The 15,650-nt window shown below is 63.2% G+C and carries 11 protein-coding genes; 5 read left to right on the forward strand and 6 right to left on the reverse strand.

Annotated elements, in window-relative coordinates; genetic code table 11:
* Positions 1 to 255: 255 nt before the first annotated feature.
* The 5 genes from KRX52_RS07665 to KRX52_RS07685 form a co-directional block, all read right to left on the reverse strand.
* On the reverse strand, positions 256 to 666 hold the full coding sequence (locus KRX52_RS07665) for a hypothetical protein (RefSeq protein ID WP_217681152.1): 411 nt from the start codon (positions 664 to 666) through the stop codon (positions 256 to 258).
* 98 nt (positions 667 to 764) lie between these two features.
* Entirely contained in the window at positions 765 to 1,256 is a 492-nt protein-coding gene (locus tag KRX52_RS07670) for a hypothetical protein (RefSeq protein WP_217681153.1), read from the reverse strand.
* Positions 1,257 to 1,767: 511 nt separating this feature from the next.
* Positions 1,768 to 2,124: a hypothetical protein gene (locus tag KRX52_RS07675; RefSeq protein ID WP_217681154.1), complete on the reverse strand. Its 357-nt coding sequence runs from the start codon at positions 2,122 to 2,124 to the stop codon at positions 1,768 to 1,770.
* A 1,938-nt stretch (positions 2,125 to 4,062) separates the two neighbouring features.
* Positions 4,063 to 4,641 carry an ANTAR domain-containing response regulator gene (locus tag KRX52_RS07680; protein WP_217681155.1) on the reverse strand — a complete coding sequence of 193 codons (579 nt, stop codon included), beginning with the start codon at positions 4,639 to 4,641 and terminating at the stop codon, positions 4,063 to 4,065.
* A gap of 18 nt (positions 4,642 to 4,659) precedes the next feature.
* A complete protein-coding gene (locus KRX52_RS07685) occupies positions 4,660 to 5,871 on the reverse strand; it encodes a CmpA/NrtA family ABC transporter substrate-binding protein (protein WP_217681156.1) in 1,212 nt (403 codons plus the stop codon).
* A 237-nt stretch (positions 5,872 to 6,108) separates the two neighbouring features.
* On the opposite strand from KRX52_RS07685, the gene xdhA reads away from it, so the two are divergent.
* The 5 genes from xdhA (at position 6,109) to KRX52_RS07710 (ending at position 12,731) form a co-directional block, all read left to right on the forward strand.
* A complete protein-coding gene (xdhA, locus tag KRX52_RS07690) occupies positions 6,109 to 7,557 on the forward strand; it encodes a xanthine dehydrogenase small subunit (protein WP_217681157.1) in 1,449 nt (482 codons plus the stop codon).
* Positions 7,554 to 9,914 (forward strand): xanthine dehydrogenase molybdopterin binding subunit, encoded by a 2,361-nt coding sequence (gene xdhB / locus KRX52_RS07695; RefSeq protein ID WP_217681158.1) that lies wholly within the window; start codon positions 7,554 to 7,556, stop codon positions 9,912 to 9,914. Before xdhA ends, xdhB begins: the two co-directional genes overlap by 4 nt.
* Positions 9,907 to 10,692: a xanthine dehydrogenase accessory protein XdhC gene (gene xdhC, locus KRX52_RS07700; RefSeq protein ID WP_217681159.1), complete on the forward strand. Its 786-nt coding sequence runs from the start codon at positions 9,907 to 9,909 to the stop codon at positions 10,690 to 10,692. Before xdhB ends, xdhC begins: the two co-directional genes overlap by 8 nt.
* 134 nt (positions 10,693 to 10,826) lie before the next feature.
* On the forward strand, positions 10,827 to 11,294 hold the full coding sequence (locus KRX52_RS07705; RefSeq protein ID WP_217681160.1) for an RNA methyltransferase: 468 nt from the start codon (positions 10,827 to 10,829) through the stop codon (positions 11,292 to 11,294).
* 117 nt (positions 11,295 to 11,411) lie between these two features.
* Positions 11,412 to 12,731 carry an MFS transporter gene (locus KRX52_RS07710; RefSeq protein ID WP_217681161.1) on the forward strand — a complete coding sequence of 440 codons (1,320 nt, stop codon included), beginning with the start codon at positions 11,412 to 11,414 and terminating at the stop codon, positions 12,729 to 12,731.
* Positions 12,732 to 12,865: 134 nt separating this feature from the next.
* On the opposite strand, the gene acnB is transcribed toward KRX52_RS07710, so the two are convergent.
* Positions 12,866 to 15,475: a bifunctional aconitate hydratase 2/2-methylisocitrate dehydratase gene (gene acnB / locus KRX52_RS07715; RefSeq protein WP_217681162.1), complete on the reverse strand. Its 2,610-nt coding sequence runs from the start codon at positions 15,473 to 15,475 to the stop codon at positions 12,866 to 12,868.
* Positions 15,476 to 15,650 lie beyond the last annotated feature (175 nt).

Here is a 15,650-nt window from a genome sequence, read left to right on the forward strand (position 1 = left end):
CCAGGTAATCAGGAAGCGGTTTTCTCGTGGTTGTGGTGAACAGCGACACTGTCGGAACAGGCGAGTCCTGCAGCGGAACAAGGCCGATAACAATTCTGATCCCCGTGATCGATTGAACGCTTGGCCCTCGCTGCGCGAACTACAGAGTGGCCCGGGCGGTAACGCCCAGCGAAGGCCGGATATACGAATGCAACCGCACTGACGACAGGGTTGGAAAGGCTTTACTCACCACTTGTGGGGAGAGTCCATATACCATTAGTTAGAGTGCGAGGCTTCGAGGTAAAGCCACGCTCTGTGCGCTGAAAGTGGAATTAATATTAGTTCAATTAGTAATGGGTATGAGGTTGAAAATAGAAGATTGAGGCTTTCGGCCTTAAGCGCTGTGATGCTGAAAAATAAAATAGGGGTGTATATCGCAAGAGCAGCAAGTGGGGCGTATTTTTTGTAAATGTACGCGGCTGGAAAAGCTATGATTGATGCGGCAAGTGCAGTGAGAATAAAATTTAGCGCGACTGATGAAAGTAAGATGCCTGTCATTGAATTGTTGGGGTTTGCTGGGATTAAATCCGTCAATGGCATGACTGCAAATTTTGAGAATCCGCCGAAAAATGCTATGGCGAAAACTGGTATTAGTAGAATTTTTATCAATGTAACTGCGGCGTGCACGAGTTTTCTCCTTGTTCTCTAGCGTTTGGTTAAGGGGCCGGCTTTAGCCGGTCCCGAGTGAGCGAAGCGAACGGCTTGAACTATTTGTTATGTGCTCGCTAGGCACTCCAGGATAACGCCAGAAAGAATAATAAGCTGCCTAGAATGTATTGCCACCTAAATAGTGATCTGTCGATGTATTCGGCGAGTGTCTTACCCTTGAAGGACTCAATTTTTGAGCCGAGCACTGATAGAGTTGCTGAAAGCAGAATGCCTACCCCAAAGACCTGAATTGCATTTGTTATGAGAGTTGAGGGCTTTCCGAGTGAGTGCTTTAGTCCTGCGCCAATGGCGATCCCGATAATAATTGATGAAAAAGTTATTAGAAGGGAAGAGAGAAAGGAGTTTCTAATTGCATTCGCTCTGTATAGGTTGTGCTTTTTCCATTCGGCAACGACTTCTGGAGGAGCTTTCCCATCGGGATGTGCTTCTCTAAGTTGCTTGTTGTCTCTGAACTCTTGCTCTATCCCCGCCTTGGTGGCGTACTCAGAGAACTTCTCTGGTGAAAATATGAGCAATGTTGTACCAACAATAATCTGCTTTGTTTTCATGATGGGCGCATAACGTTTAGGTTAAGGGGCGGCCGCGGTACGCGGACGTCCCAGCGAGCAGAGCGAGCGACTTGAACCGCATGTTAGGCAAGCTCAACCACTCCTGCAGCCCAGAAAAGCACATCACGATCCTCGAACCATCCGCCTACCTCTATGCTTCTTTCGCTTTCCCATCCGAGAGACTTGGTGCTTGCGATATAAATGAATGGAATTTGTGGGATTTGGAATGGGCCAAATTCAGCCAGCTGTGGCTGTGCAAACCAGAGACGCTTCAACTGTTTAGTGGCTGAGCATAGCTCGATGGTGATGCTCGATGGCAAGGAAGTATCGAAATCAAGCTCCACCTCGTAGCGTATGACCTTCCAGTCAGCAGGGCTCGTGATACACGGATGGAGAAGACTCTGCAGCTCCTCGTATGGCACTGACTCCATAGTTTTTCTGCCTAACGTTTGGTTAAGGGGCTGGCTTTAGCCAGTCCCGAGTGAGCGAAGCGAACGGCTTGAACCAGTAGTTAGAGGTTGGCATCGCAAACCGGTTTTTCGCTGTACGATGTACCTGTTTCTATGTCGATGAAAAGCCCTGACTCTGAAAATTTGAACCCATACCAACCGACCCACAAACAACCCTCTTTCTCAAAGGGCTCAAGATCCGTGAATTTTACGGCCATAGACCGGATCTCTTCCTTTGTTTTTCCTGCGAGCGAAGTTTTTAGCATGCCCACCGCTTGAGCGTTGGAACCGTTCAGCTCATAAATTTCTTGATCTATATATGAGCGCGTTACTACGGTGTCAATTGTGGTGTATAGCCAAAATATATTAGTGCCTACTAGTAGTAGGCTGAGCGTAATTATGGCTAAGCGGGTTTTCACGCAGACCTCTAACGTAGAGGTGAGGGGCGGCTGTCGGCTTGCCGGCAGGCGTCCCTCTCGACCGCCATGTTAGGGCGGGCGTGGTTAATGAAAGCGTTAAGGCTGTGTTTGTACCGCGATGACCGTGAACTCACTGCCGCCAACCTCAATTGATTTTCGCCAGACATTCTTGATATTCGGGACAGCCAAGAAGTCACCACTATATGCTTTAGACGTAAGTTCCTTATGCAACGCCGGAGTAAGAGCGGGCAGCGCGCCAGCGGGAATGTTTGAGCACCAAGAGGAGATGAAGCCTTTGAAGTTGCTGTGGCTTCCTTGTGTAACCCGGCTAGCCCCTTTGTACGAGACGATATATGTGTAGAGCGGCATTGCTCAGAGCCCTAACGTATGGTTAAGGGGCGGGCTTTAGCCCGTCCCAGTGAGCGAAGCGAACGGTTTGAACCGTTTGTTAGACATCGATATCAGCTCTGTATGACCAAGCGGAAGCGCTGGCGGTGAAGAGGCCTATTTTTCACACTTTATTATTGGGTAAGGCTCGCCTTTGAAACCAACCCCTATCAAAACACCATTTTCAACATACAAGGACGATCCGTTTGGCTTGGTAATCGGCAGGCCGCTAAGTGCATCATGCTCCTTGCACAAATATACGGATGAGATATCTAGTAGGAGATCCTTGCTCCTTCTGTCCAAGAAAGATACAGACGACTCTTGATGGGCGATAGTTATGCCTTGGTCGACGAGCGAATAAAAAGCCCATGCAAGGATAAGGAGTAGTACGACAATCGTGGAATTTTTTTTCATTGGGTCCGGAACGCCTGGATGTGTGCGGCGGTTTGATCGAAGGGCTGTCGTTTTAACCAATTTTTCCAGCCGTTGCACCATGTGCGAAGAGATGGCTAACGTAGAGCTAACCGGCGCTGCGCAGCTCTATCGCGCAGCGTCCAGCGACCGAAGGGAGCGAGGTTGAGCGCCGGGTTAGGGCTCGGCTGTTTCATTGACCAAAATGCTCCCGGTGAAGTGGGCGATACCGCCGACCGAAACGAAACGAATGTGAGGTGCCCAAAGAACCGCGTAGCCAGTGGAGCGCCGCAGGATAGAACGATGGCCGGCGACAAGCGCCAGCTTTGAACGAGGGACAGGCCCAGGCGTGAAGAAACCTTTGAGTAAGAGCGAAATGCTTTTTGGCGGGCCAGACAACCGATTGTCAACATAGCCACCCTTTGAGTTGGGTAAGCGCGGTGGTCGCTGCCCGACGTAACGCACGCCGACAGCTCTTTGGAATTGCGTGGGCAAGGCGTCTGAACTTTTGTTCTCGCGCCAAATCCTGCGGTCGCCAAATGAGCGAGGACATGTGAGTAGCCAGATTCCATAGCGACGGAGCAAGTTGAGAGCCCTAACGTTCGAGGTGAGCACCGCCCGCGCGCAGCGTGGGTGTGTGCTCTAGCGAGTAGTTAGCCGACGATATTGCACCGGTCCGCGCAGCGGACTGTAAATGGGATGGGTGCTCAGGCGCCGGCGAAAATCTAAAATTGACCTCAACCCCAACCAGGGTCTGCGGCGTGTGCATTAACTTCGTTATGCTCCGCCGCAGACCCTGGTTGGGTATAGCAGCGATTTTCGATTTACGTTGTGGCTGATTCCACATTATTTACGTTTCCCTATGCAAAATGTCGTATATCGTTGGTTAACTATAAATAGACCCCACTTGGTGTATAACACCCCAAGCGGGCTTGGTGGATAACATTCCGGGCACGGCACGCTCTGCCGCTCTGGAATGCGGCATTGGCCATGCAGGTGGGGGTAAAAGGCGGTTATACACCATGCCAGCAGGTCCTTTTGCGTGCGGTGTTTGGCAAGTGCCGGGAGGGTAGCGCGTGGCGAGGTTGGAAGACAACCGGGGCAGGGGGAGGCCCCGGCTGTCGGCAGCAGGTGCCCGCGTCAGTTGCCGAGCATCTCGTGCATGGAGATGATCTGCTCGGCCACCTGGATCAGCTTCTGCTGCTTGCTCATCGCCTGGCGGCGCATCAGGGTGTAGGCCTCTTCCTCGTTGCACTGGCGCATCTTCATCAGCAGGCCCTTGGCCAGTTCGATGCGCTTGCGCTCGGCCATCTGCTGGTCGCGGGCGTTGAGCTGGGCGCGCAGGGCCTGGTCGCTCTCGAAGCGCGCCATGGCCACGTCGAGGATCGGCTGCAGGCGCTGGGCGTGGATGCCTTCGACGATGTAGGCGCTGACCCCGGACTGGATGGCCTGGCGCATCACTTTCGGGTCGTGCTCGTCGGTGAACATGACGATCGGGTGCGGCTGGTCGCGGCTGAGCAGGCAGACCTGCTCCATCACGTCGCGCCCGGGCGATTCGCTGTCGATCAGGATCACGTCCGGGCGGACCGCGGCGACCCGCGCCGGCAGGTCGATGGTCAGGCCGGACTCGTCGACCACCTCGAAGCCGGCTTCGGTCAGTGCGCTTTTCAGGCGGCCGACCTTCTTCGCGGTGTCGTTGATCAGGAGAATGCGCAACATATACAGAACTCCTGCGGATCAGAGGGCCAGTGACGGGCGTGCGGCCAGCGCGTGCAGCGCGAAGCTGCGGGCGTACCCGGCCGGGTCGCTGCCGTCCCACACCTTGCCATCCTGGAGGGTGGAACTGCGCATGGGCTGCGGCACGGCGATGCCCAGCGCACCCGCCGCCTCGCGATACAGGGCGAGCTGGTGCACTTCGCTGGCCAGTTCATGGTACGCCGGATCGTCGCGCAACAGACCCCAGCGGCGCAGCTGGGTAAGGAACCAGATGCCGTCGGACAGGTAGGGCATGTTCACCGCGCCTTCGGCGAAGAAGCGCAGCGGGTGGGCGTCCAGCCAGGCGTGGCCGAGGCCATCCTGGTAGTGGCCGAGAAAGCGCGGCTCCAGGGTGCTCGCCGGCGCGTTGACGAATTCCGCGGCGCTGAGCAGCTGGGCGGTGCTGCGACGGTTTTCCACGCTGGCGTCGATGAAGCGGCTGGCCTCGAGCAGCGCCATGCTCAGGGCGCGCGCGCTGTTGGGGCACTGCTCGACGAACTCGCGGGTGACACCGAGGACCTTTTCCGGATGGTCCGGCCAGATCGACTGGCTGGTAGCGATGGTGAAGCCTTGGCCCTCGTCTACTGCGTGGGCGCCCCACGGATCGCCGGCGCAGAAGCCGTCGATGCGCCCGGCGCGCAGGTGGGTGACCATCTGCGCCGGCGGCACCACCACGCTGTTGACGTCGCTGAGCGGATGGATGCCGTGGCCGGCCAGCCAGTAGTACAGCCACAGGGCATGGGTGCCGGTGGGGAAGGTGTGGGCGAAGGTGAGTTTCGCACCGCTCTGGTGCGTGCGTTCACGCAGCGCCTCAGGAGTGGTCACGCCGGCCTCGCGCAGTGCCGTGCTCAGGTTGATCGACTGGCCGTTCTGGTTCAGGCCCATGAGGATCGCCATGGGCGTGGCCGGGCTGCCGATGCCCAGATGGGTGCCGTAGACCTGGCCATAGAGCATCTGCGCCGCGTCCAGTTCGCCGCTGACCAGCTTGTCGCGCAGGCCGGCCCAGGAGGCCTGGCGGCGCAGGTTGAGGGTCAGGCCGTAGGGCTGGGCGAAGCCCTGGGTGGCGGCGACGATCAGCGACGCCGAGTCGGCCAGGGCCATGAAGCCGAGGTCGAGGACGTTCTTTTCCGGGGCATCCGAGCCGGCGACCCAGGACAGGGCGTCGTGGCGGGGAGCGGGGGTATGGTCGGGCATGACGGGTTCCAGAAACGGGCAGGGCAGGTGGGCTGCATGCCTGCGATAAAGCAAGCCGTATGCCAGTGTGGCTCCTGGTCGTGCCAACGATGCTGTCGCCACGCCCGTGGTACACGCCTGTGCACCAAAGATGAACGCTACCGACCAGGGCGAAGGCCTGGGGTGGTTGCTCCGGCGCGCGGGGCTCACTACAGTCCTTTCAAGGGCTTATCGAACCAGCCCAGGCAGGGGGCCGCCGTGATCCAGTTTCTGCTCAACCGCGAGCAGCGCCGCGAGACTGCGCTCGATCCGAACCTGACGGTGCTCGAATACCTGCGCCGCCATCTCGGTCGCAGCGGCACCAAGGAAGGCTGCGCCTCCGGCGACTGCGGTGCCTGTACCGTGGTGGTCGCCGAGGCGGACCCGTCCGTCAACGGCGAGCGCCTGCGCTATCGCAGCCTGAATGCCTGCCTGACCTTCATGTCCGCGCTGCACGGCAAGCAACTGCTCACGGTCGAAGACCTCGGCCAGCCGGGTCACCTGCACGGCGTGCAGCAGGCGATGGCCGACTGCCACGCCAGCCAGTGCGGTTTCTGTACCCCGGGCTTCGTCATGTCGCTGTTCGCCCTGCACAAGGGCTGCGATGGTTACGACCGCGCGCAGGCGGTCGATGCGCTGACCGGCAACCTGTGCCGCTGCACCGGCTACCGGCCGATCCTCGCCGCTGCCGAACGGGCCTGCACGGACAGGCAGGTGGATACCTTCGACCGCCACGAGACGGAAACCCTGGCCGCCCTGCGCGCCATCGCCAGCCAGGACGAGGCCGGATTGGCGCGGGGCGAGCGGCGCTGCTGGCTGCCGCAGACGTTGGACGAGCTGGCCGAACTCTACCTGGCCCAGCCGCAGGCGCGCCTGCTGGCCGGCGGCACCGACGTGGCTCTGGAGGTCTCCCAGCAGCACAGTACCTTGCCGCTGCTGATCGACCTCGGCCGGGTGGCCGAACTCAAGCGCATCGCAGTGACCGACTCGCATGTCGAGATTGGTGCGGGCGTGGCGCTGAGCGACTGCCAGGCCGTGCTGGCCGCCGAGTACCCGGACTTCGGCGCGCTGCTGGCACGCTTCGCCTCGCGGCAGATCCGCAACCGTGCCACCCTCGGCGGCAATCTCGGCAATGCCTCGCCGATCGGCGACACGCCGCCGCTGCTGATCGCCCTCGGTGCCGAGCTGCTGCTGCGCCGTGGGGCTACGCGGCGCACGCTGGCGCTGGAGGAATTCTTCCGCGACTACCGGGTCACCGCGCTGGCGCCCGGCGAATTCATCGAGTGCATCCGCGTGCCGCGGGCCACCGCGGGACAGGCGCTGCGCGCCTACAAGGTCAGCAAGCGCCTGGACGACGATATCTCCGCGGTCTGCGCGGCGTTCAACCTGCAGCTGCACGATGGCGTGGTAACGCAGGCGCGCATCGCCTTCGGCGGCATGGCGGCGACGCCTAGACGCGCCTTCCAGTGCGAGCAGGCGCTGCTCGGCACGCGCGGCGACGCGGCGGCCATTGAGCGCGCCGGCCAGGTACTGGCCGGCGAGTTCACCCCGCTCAGTGATCAGCGCGCCAGCGCCGCCTACCGCCTGCGGGTGGCGCAGAATCTGCTGCGCCGTTGCTTCATCGAGCTGCAGCAACCTTACGTGGCCACCCGGGTGTATCCAGCATGAACAGGCCTGAACTCTCTCCTGACCAGCCATCCCAGCAAGAGCTGGCGGAACGCTTCCGCGCCGGCATCGCCAGCGGAGTCGGCCGCGGCCTCAAGCACGAGAGCGCCGACAAGCATGTGTCCGGCACGGCGCTGTACGTCGACGACCGCCTGGAGTTCGCCAACCAGCTGCACGTCTGCGCACGGCTCTCCGAGCATGCCCATGCGCGCATCCTGCGCATCGACACCTCGCCGTGCTACGCCTTTCCCGGCGTGGCCATCGCCATCACCAGCCGCGACGTGCCCGGCGAGCTGGACATCGGCGCGGTGGCCCCCGGCGATCCGCTGCTGGCCGACGGCGTGGTGCAGTACCTCGGCCAGATGGTGCTGGCGGTGGCCGCCGCCGACCCCGAGATCGCCCGCCAGGCGGCGCAGGCGGCGCGGATCGACTACGAGGTGCTCGAGCCGCTGCTCGACCTGGAGGAGGCGCTGCGCCGCGGCGAGTTGGTGCGCGACAGTCATTGCCAGCAGCGCGGCGATGCCGATGCCGCGCTGGCTGGCGCGCCACATCGGCTGCAGGGACGTCTGCACATCGGCGGCCAGGAGCACTTCTATCTGGAAACCCAGGTCTGCACGGTGCTGCCCAGCGAGGACGGCGGCATGCTGGTGTATTCCTCGACGCAGAATCCCACCGAGATCCAGCAGCTGGTCGCCCGCGTGCTCGGCGTGTCGATGCACCAGGTGGCGGTGGACATGCGCCGCATGGGCGGCGGCTTCGGCGGCAAGGAAACCCAGGCGGCCGGCCCGGCCTGCCTGTGCGCGGTGGTCGCCCAGCTGACCGGGCGGCCGGCGAAGATGCGTCTGGCGCGCCGCGACGACATGCGCACCACCGGCAAGCGCCACCCGTTCCTGATCGACTACGACGTCGGCTTCGACGACCAGGGCGTGCTGCAGGGCATCGACATCCGGCTGCTGGCCAACTGCGGCTTTTCGCCGGATCTGTCCGGAGCCATCGTCGACCGCGCCATGTTCCATGCCGACAACGCCTACTACCTGGGCGATGCGCGGGTCACTGGCCATCGTTGCCGTACCCACCTGGCGTCGAACACGGCGTTTCGCGGTTTCGGCGGCCCGCAGGGCATGCTCGGCATCGAGGAGGTGATGGAGCGCATCGCTCGTCACCTCGGCCTCGATCCGCTGGAGGTGCGCAAGCGCAACTACTACGCCGCTGCGCCGCGCAACGTCACCCACTACCAGCAGACGGTGGAGGACAACCTGCTGGCCGAGCTGACCGCGCAACTGGAGGCGAGCTGCGACTACCAGGCCCGCCGTGCGGCGATCCGCGCCTTCAATGCCGAAAGCCCGCTGTTGAAGAAGGGCCTGGCGCTGACCCCGGTGAAGTTCGGCATCAGCTTCACCTCCGGCTTCCTCAACCAGGCCGGCGCGCTGCTGCACATCTACACCGACGGCAGCATCCACCTCAACCACGGCGGCACCGAGATGGGCCAGGGCCTGCACACCAAGGTGGCGCAGGTGGTCGCCGAGACCCTGCAGGTCGATATCTCGCGCATCCACATCAGCGCCACCCACACCGAGAAGGTGCCCAACACCTCGCCGACCGCCGCTTCCTCGGGCAGCGACCTCAACGGCAAGGCGGCGCAGAACGCCGCGCTGATCCTGCGCCAGCGCTTGGTCGGTTTCGCCGCCACCCACTTCGAGGTCGATCCGGACGAGGTGGAATTCGGCAACGGCCATGTGCGGGTGGGCGAGCGTTACCTGAGCTTCGACGAGCTGATCGGCCTCGCCTATGTCGGCCAGGTGTCGCTGTCCAGCACCGGCTTCTACGCCACGCCCGGCGTGCACTACGACCGCGAGCAGGCGCGCGGCCGGCCGTTCTACTACTACGCCTTCGGGGTGTCCTGCTCCGAGGTGCTGGTGGATACCCTGACCGGCGAATACAAGGTGCTGCGTACCGACATTCTCCACGACGTCGGCGACTCGCTGAACCCGGCCATCGACATCGGCCAGATCGAGGGCGGCTTCATCCAGGGCATGGGCTGGCTGACCTGCGAGGAGCTGGTGTGGGACGTCCAGGGCCGGCTGCTGACCGACAGCCCGGCGACCTACAAGATTCCCACGGTGGGCGACCTGCCGGCGGACCTGCGCGTGCAGCTGGTGGCCAACCGCAGCAACCCGCAGGACACCGTGTTCCACTCCAAGGCGGTGGGCGAGCCGCCGTTCATGCACGGCATCTCGGTGTGGTGCGCGATCAAGGATGCGCTGGCCAGTCTCGCCGACTACCGCGTGCATGCCGAGCTGGACGCCCCGGCCACCCCGGAGCGGGTGCTGTGGGCGGCGGAGCGCCTGCGCCATGCATGACTGGATCGAAACCTTGGCGGCGCTGCAGCGCCGCGGCGAGCCCTGCGTGCTGGTCACCCTGGTCGAGGAGCAGGGCTCCACGCCGCGCGAAGCCGGCGCCAAGCTGCTGGTCACCGCTGAGCGCAGCTACCACAGCATCGGTGGCGGCCATCTGGAACTGCGCGCCATGCAGATCGCCCGCGACCTGCTCGCCAGCGGTACCCGCACGCCGCTGCTGGAGCGCTTCAGCCTGGGCGCGAGCCTCGGCCAGTGCTGCGGCGGCGTCACCCTGCTGCTGTTCGAGCCGCTGGGGCGGCCACGGGCCGAGGTCGCCGTATTCGGTGCCGGGCATGTCGGCCGCGCGCTGGTGCCGCTGCTCGCCGGCCTGCCGTGCCGGGTGCGCTGGATCGACTCGCGCGTGGCCGAGTTCCCGGCGCAGCTGCCGTCGGGTGTCGAGCGGGTGGTCAGCGAAGAACCGGTCGATGAGGTGGACGAGCTGCCGCCCGGCTGCTACTGCATCGTCATGACCCACGACCATCAGCTCGACCTCGAGCTGGCCGAGCGCATCCTGCGCCGCGGCGATTTCGCCTATTTCGGCCTGATCGGCTCACGGACCAAGCGCGCGCGCTTCGAGCATCGCCTGCGCGAGCGCGGCCTGGCAGCGGAGTCGATCGCCCGCATGCGCTGCCCGCTGGGCCTGCCCGAGGTGCGTGGCAAGCTGCCGCTGGAGATTGCCATCGCGGTGGCGGGGGAGGTGATCGCCACCTACGGCGCCGGGCAGGACCGGCAGGAGCAGTAGACCGGGCAGCAGGTAGGGCGCAGGGCGCGGGCTGGTGAATGCCCGGGCAAAGCTGCCCGGCCTGATCCGCTCCATCCGCTTTTCCGCCAGGCTGGCGCCGGCCCGGTATAATCGACGCTTTTGCGAGCATCCCCGTGGCCAACAAGAGATACAGCTGTATCGGTCTGTTCAATCCCAAATCGCCGGAAAATGTCGGCTCGATCATGCGCGCGGCGGGCTGCTATGACGTCAGCTCGGTGTTCTATACCGGCACCCGCTACGACCGGGCGCGGGACTTCGTCACCGATACCAAGAAGGTCCACCAGGACATTCCGCTGATCAACATCGACGACCTGCGCAAGATTCTCCCCTTCGGCTGCACGCCGGTGGCGGTGGAGCTGGTCGAGGGCGCGCGGTCCCTGCCCGAGTACACCCACCCTGATCGCGCGCTGTACATCTTCGGGCCGGAGGACGGCTCGCTGGACAAGCAGATCCGCGACTGGTGCGAGGACGTGGTCTACATCCCCACCAACGGCTGCATGAACCTCGCCGCCACGGTCAACGTGGTGCTCTACGACCGGCTGGCCAAGGGCAACAACACCCGCTCCGGGCCGCTGTTCTAGAGCGCTCGGTCAGTCCGCCAGCGGACGACCGATTGGGTTTCGAAGGCTGCCCGGCGGGGCGTAATTTGCTAAGGTGCGCCCGCCGTTCCGTCGCCCATTCCCGAGAAACCAGCCCCTATGTCTGCCGAGCACTCCAGCACTGCGCCCGTGGCGCGCCCGTTGACCCGCAGCGACTTCAAGACCCTCTCGCTCTCCGCCCTGGGCGGTGCGCTGGAGTTCTACGACTTCATCATCTTCGTGTTCTTCGCGGCGGTGGTCGGCAAGCTGTTCTTCCCCGCCGAGATGCCCGAGTGGCTGCGCCAACTGCAGACCTTCGGCATCTTCGCCGCCGGCTATCTGGCGCGGCCGTTGGGTGGCATCGTCATGGCCCACTTCGGCGACCTGCTCGGGCGCAAGCGCATGTTCACCCTGAGCATCTTCATGATGGCCGTGCCGACCCTGTGCATGGGCCTGCTGCCGACCTATGCGCAGATCGGCCTGTGGGCGCCGCTGGCGTTGCTGGCGCTGCGGGTGGTTCAGGGCGCAGCGATTGGTGGCGAAGTGCCGGGGGCCTGGGTGTTCGTCGCCGAGCATGTGCCGGCGCGGCGCATCGGCTTTGCCTGCAGCACCCTGACTGCCGGGTTGACCGCCGGCATCCTGCTCGGCTCGCTGACCGCCAGCGCGATCAACCGGGCGTTCAGCGCCGAAGAGCTGGCCGACTACGCCTGGCGCATTCCCTTCCTGCTGGGTGGGGTGTTCGGGCTGGTCTCGGTCTACCTGCGGCGCTGGCTGCACGAGACCCCGGTGTTCGCCGAGCTGCAACTGCGCCAGTCGCTGGCCGAGGAGCTGCCGCTCAAGGCGGTACTGCGCGAGCATCGCCCGGCGGTGCTGCTGTCTATGCTGCTGACCTGGGTGCTGTCGGCCGGCATCGTGGTGGTCATCCTGATGACCCCGACGATCCTCCAGACCCTGCACGGCTTCGCCCCGGGCGAAGCGCTGCAGGCCAACAGCCTGGCCATCGTCGCTCTCAGCCTCGGTTGCGTGCTGGCCGGCCTGGCGGCGGACCGCTTCGGCGCGGGACCGACCTTCGTCTGCGGCGGCCTGCTGCTGTTGCTGAGTTCCTCGCTGTTCTATGCCAGCGTCGCCAGCCACCGTGATCTGCTGATCCCGCTGTACACCCTGGCCGGCCTGAGCGTGGGCACCATCGGCGCCATCCCCATGGTGATGGTCAAGGCCTTCCCGGCGGCGGTGCGCTTTTCCGGGCTGTCGTTCTCCTACAACCTGGCCTACGCCATCTGCGGCGGCATGACGCCGATCCTGGTCAGCCTGCTGCTGAAGTGGAGTCCGCTGGGCCCGGCCTACTATGTCGGCGCGCTGAGCCTGCTGTTCATCCTGGCTGGCGTCGGCCTGTGGCGCCGCGCGGCTTCGGCAATGGCGCCTGCCGGTTGCGCTTCGTAGCGGCGCAGCCGCTCCTTAACGTCGCTGGAAGGGAGCAGATGAGTCTGTTGGGATCAGATGAGCAGGCCCTGGGGGCCTGAAAAAAAGAAACCCCGCCGAAGCGGGGTTTCTTTCAGTGCCTAGGTGCTACAGGATCAAGCCTGGATGACCGGGATGTTGGCCTTGGCAGCCGCGTCACGGTATTCAGCCATCTGATCGAAGGACAGGTAGCGGTAAACGTCGGCAGACATGCTGTCGATGTTCTTCGCGTAGCCCATGTACTCCTCAACGGTCGGCAGCTTACCGATGATGGAGGCAACGGCCGCCAGCTCAGCAGAAGCCAGGAACACGTTGGTAGCGTCGCCCAGACGGTTCGGGAAGTTACGGGTCGAGGTGGAAACCACGGTCGAACCGGTCTGTACGCGAGCCTGGTTACCCATGCACAGCGAGCAACCCGGCATTTCCATGCGCGCGCCAGCACGGCCGTAGATGCCGTAGTAGCCTTCTTCGGTCAGCTGGTGGGCGTCCATCTTGGTCGGCGGAGCCAGCCACAGACGGGTCGGGATGCCGCCCTTGACCTTTTCCAGCAGCTTGCCGGCCGCGCGGAAGTGACCGATGTTGGTCATGCAGGAACCGATGAACACTTCGTCGATCTTCTGACCGGCAACGGTGGACAGCAGGCGGGCGTCGTCCGGGTCGTTCGGAGCGCAGAGAACCGGCTCCTTCACTTCGGCCAGGTCGATCTCGATCACGGCCGCGTATTCGGCGTCCTTGTCGGCTTCCAGCAGTTTCGGGTTGGCCAGCCAGGCTTCCATCGCCTGGGCACGACGCTCCAGGGTACGGGCATCGCCGTAGCCTTCGCCGATCATCCAGCGCAGCATGGTGATGTTGGAGCGCAGGTATTCGGCGATAGCCTCTTCCGGCAGCTTGATGGCGCAACCAGCAGCGGAACGCTCGGCGGAGGCGTCGGACAGCTCGAAAGCTTGCTCGACGGTCAGACCGTCCAGACCTTCGATCTCGAGGATGCGGCCGGAGAAGATGTTCTTCTTGCCTTTCTTCTCGACGGTCAGCAGGCCAGCCTGGATCGCGTAGTAGGGGATGGCATGCACCAGGTCACGCAGGGTGATACCGGGTTGCAGCTTGCCCTTGAAGCGCACCAGAACGGATTCCGGCATGTCCAGCGGCATGACGCCGGTGGCGGCGGCGAAGGCCACCAGGCCGGAACCGGCCGGGAAGGAGATGCCGATCGGGAAGCGGGTGTGCGAGTCGCCACCGGTGCCGACGGTATCCGGCAGCAGCATGCGGTTCAGCCAGCTGTGGATGATGCCGTCGCCCGGACGCAGGGACACGCCGCTGCGGTTCATGATGAAGTCCGGCAGGGTGTGGTGGGTAACCACGTCGATCGGTTTCGGATAGGCGGCGGTGTGGCAGAAGGACTGCATGACCAGGTCGGCGGAGAAGCCCAGGCAAGCCAGGTCCTTCAGCTCGTCGCGGGTCATCGGGCCGGTGGTGTCCTGGGAACCGACGGTGGTCATCTTCGGTTCGCAGTAGGTGCCCGGACGCACGCCCTGGCCTTCCGGCAGACCGCAGGCACGGCCAACCATCTTCTGGGCGAGGGAGAAGCCCTTGCCGCTGTCAGCCGGAGCAACCGGCTTCTTGAACAGGGTGGACGGAGCCAGACCCAGTTCGGCACGCGCCTTCTCGGTCAGACCGCGACCGATGATCAGCGGAATACGGCCGCCGGCGCGGACTTCGTCCAGCAGCACGTCGGTCTTCAGTTCGAAGGTGGTGATGACTTCGTCAGTACCAGCCTTGCAGACCTTGCCAGCGTACGGGTACACGTCGATGACGTCGCCCATGGCCAGGTTGGTGCAGTCGAATTCGATCGGCAGGGCGCCGGCGTCTTCCATGGTGTTGTAGAAGATCGGGGCGATCTTGGTGCCGAAGCAGAAACCACCGGCGCGCTTGTTCGGCACGTACGGGATATCGTCGCCGAAGAACCACAGCACCGAGTTGGTGGCGGACTTGCGGGAGGAGCCGGTACCGACCACGTCGCCGACGTAGGCAACCGGAATGCCTTTGGCCTTCAGGGCTTCCATCTGCTTGATCGGACCAACCGAACCCGGAGCGTCCGGCTCGATGCCGTCGCGGGCCATCTTCAGCATGGCCAGGGCGTGCAGCGGGATGTCGGGGCGCGACCAGGCGTCCGGAGCCGGCGACAGGTCGTCGGTGTTGGTTTCACCGGTGACCTTGAACACGGCCAGGGTGATTTTCTCGGCCAGGGCCGGACGGTTGACGAACCACTCGGCGTCAGCCCAGGACTGCAGCACGGCCTTGGCGGCGGCGTTGCCGTTCTTGGCGCGCTCGGCAACGTCGTGGAAGGCGTCGAACATCAGCAGGGTGTGCTTGAGCTGAGCGGCAGCGACTTCGGCCAGTTCGGCGTTGTCCAGCAGCTCGACCAGGGTGGCGATGTTGTAGCCGCCCTGCATGGTGCCCAGCAGCTCGACAGCGCGCTGCTTGCTGATCAGCGGAGAGGCGGTCTCGCCCTTGGCGATGGCTGCCAGGAAACCGGCTTTGACGTAGGCGGCTTCGTCGACGCCTGCGGGAACGCGGTTGGTGATCAGGTCAACCAGGAATTCTTCTTCGCCGGCCGGCGGGTTCTTCAGCAGCTCAACCAGGCCTGCGGTCTGCTCGGCGTTCAGCGGCTGGGGCACGACGCCCTGGGCGGCACGCTCTTCTACGTGTTTGCGGTAGGCTTCAAGCACAGTATTACCCTCATCAGTGGTCCCATGCGGGAGTCCGGGACTTTCGTCCAGAAGCTGTTTTCAAAGTTTTACGCCGGCGATCATGACGAAGCTGTGTTGGTGAGGGCGGAGCGATGCGGGTCTCACCAACTGCTTCCTGCCGGGTTTACTGTGCTCGTGACGCTTTGAAAACAGC

The organism is Geopseudomonas aromaticivorans, from assembly GCF_019097855.1.
Taxonomy (GTDB): Bacteria; Pseudomonadota; Gammaproteobacteria; order Pseudomonadales; family Pseudomonadaceae; genus Geopseudomonas; species Geopseudomonas aromaticivorans.

What these genes read in the sequence shown, in the direction of transcription:
- KRX52_RS07685 (WP_217681156.1), bottom strand. Translation starts at nt 5,871, where the DNA reads ATGCCCGACCATACCCCCGCTCCCCGCCACGACGCCCTGTCCTGGGTC.
- xdhC (WP_217681159.1), top strand. Translation starts at nt 9,907, where the DNA reads ATGCATGACTGGATCGAAACCTTGGCGGCGCTGCAGCGCCGCGGCGAG.
- KRX52_RS07710 (WP_217681161.1), top strand. Translation starts at nt 11,412, where the DNA reads ATGTCTGCCGAGCACTCCAGCACTGCGCCCGTGGCGCGCCCGTTGACC.
- KRX52_RS07680 (WP_217681155.1), bottom strand. Translation starts at nt 4,641, where the DNA reads ATGTTGCGCATTCTCCTGATCAACGACACCGCGAAGAAGGTCGGCCGC.
- xdhB (WP_217681158.1), top strand. Translation starts at nt 7,554, where the DNA reads ATGAACAGGCCTGAACTCTCTCCTGACCAGCCATCCCAGCAAGAGCTG.
- KRX52_RS07670 (WP_217681153.1), bottom strand. Translation starts at nt 1,256, where the DNA reads ATGAAAACAAAGCAGATTATTGTTGGTACAACATTGCTCATATTTTCA.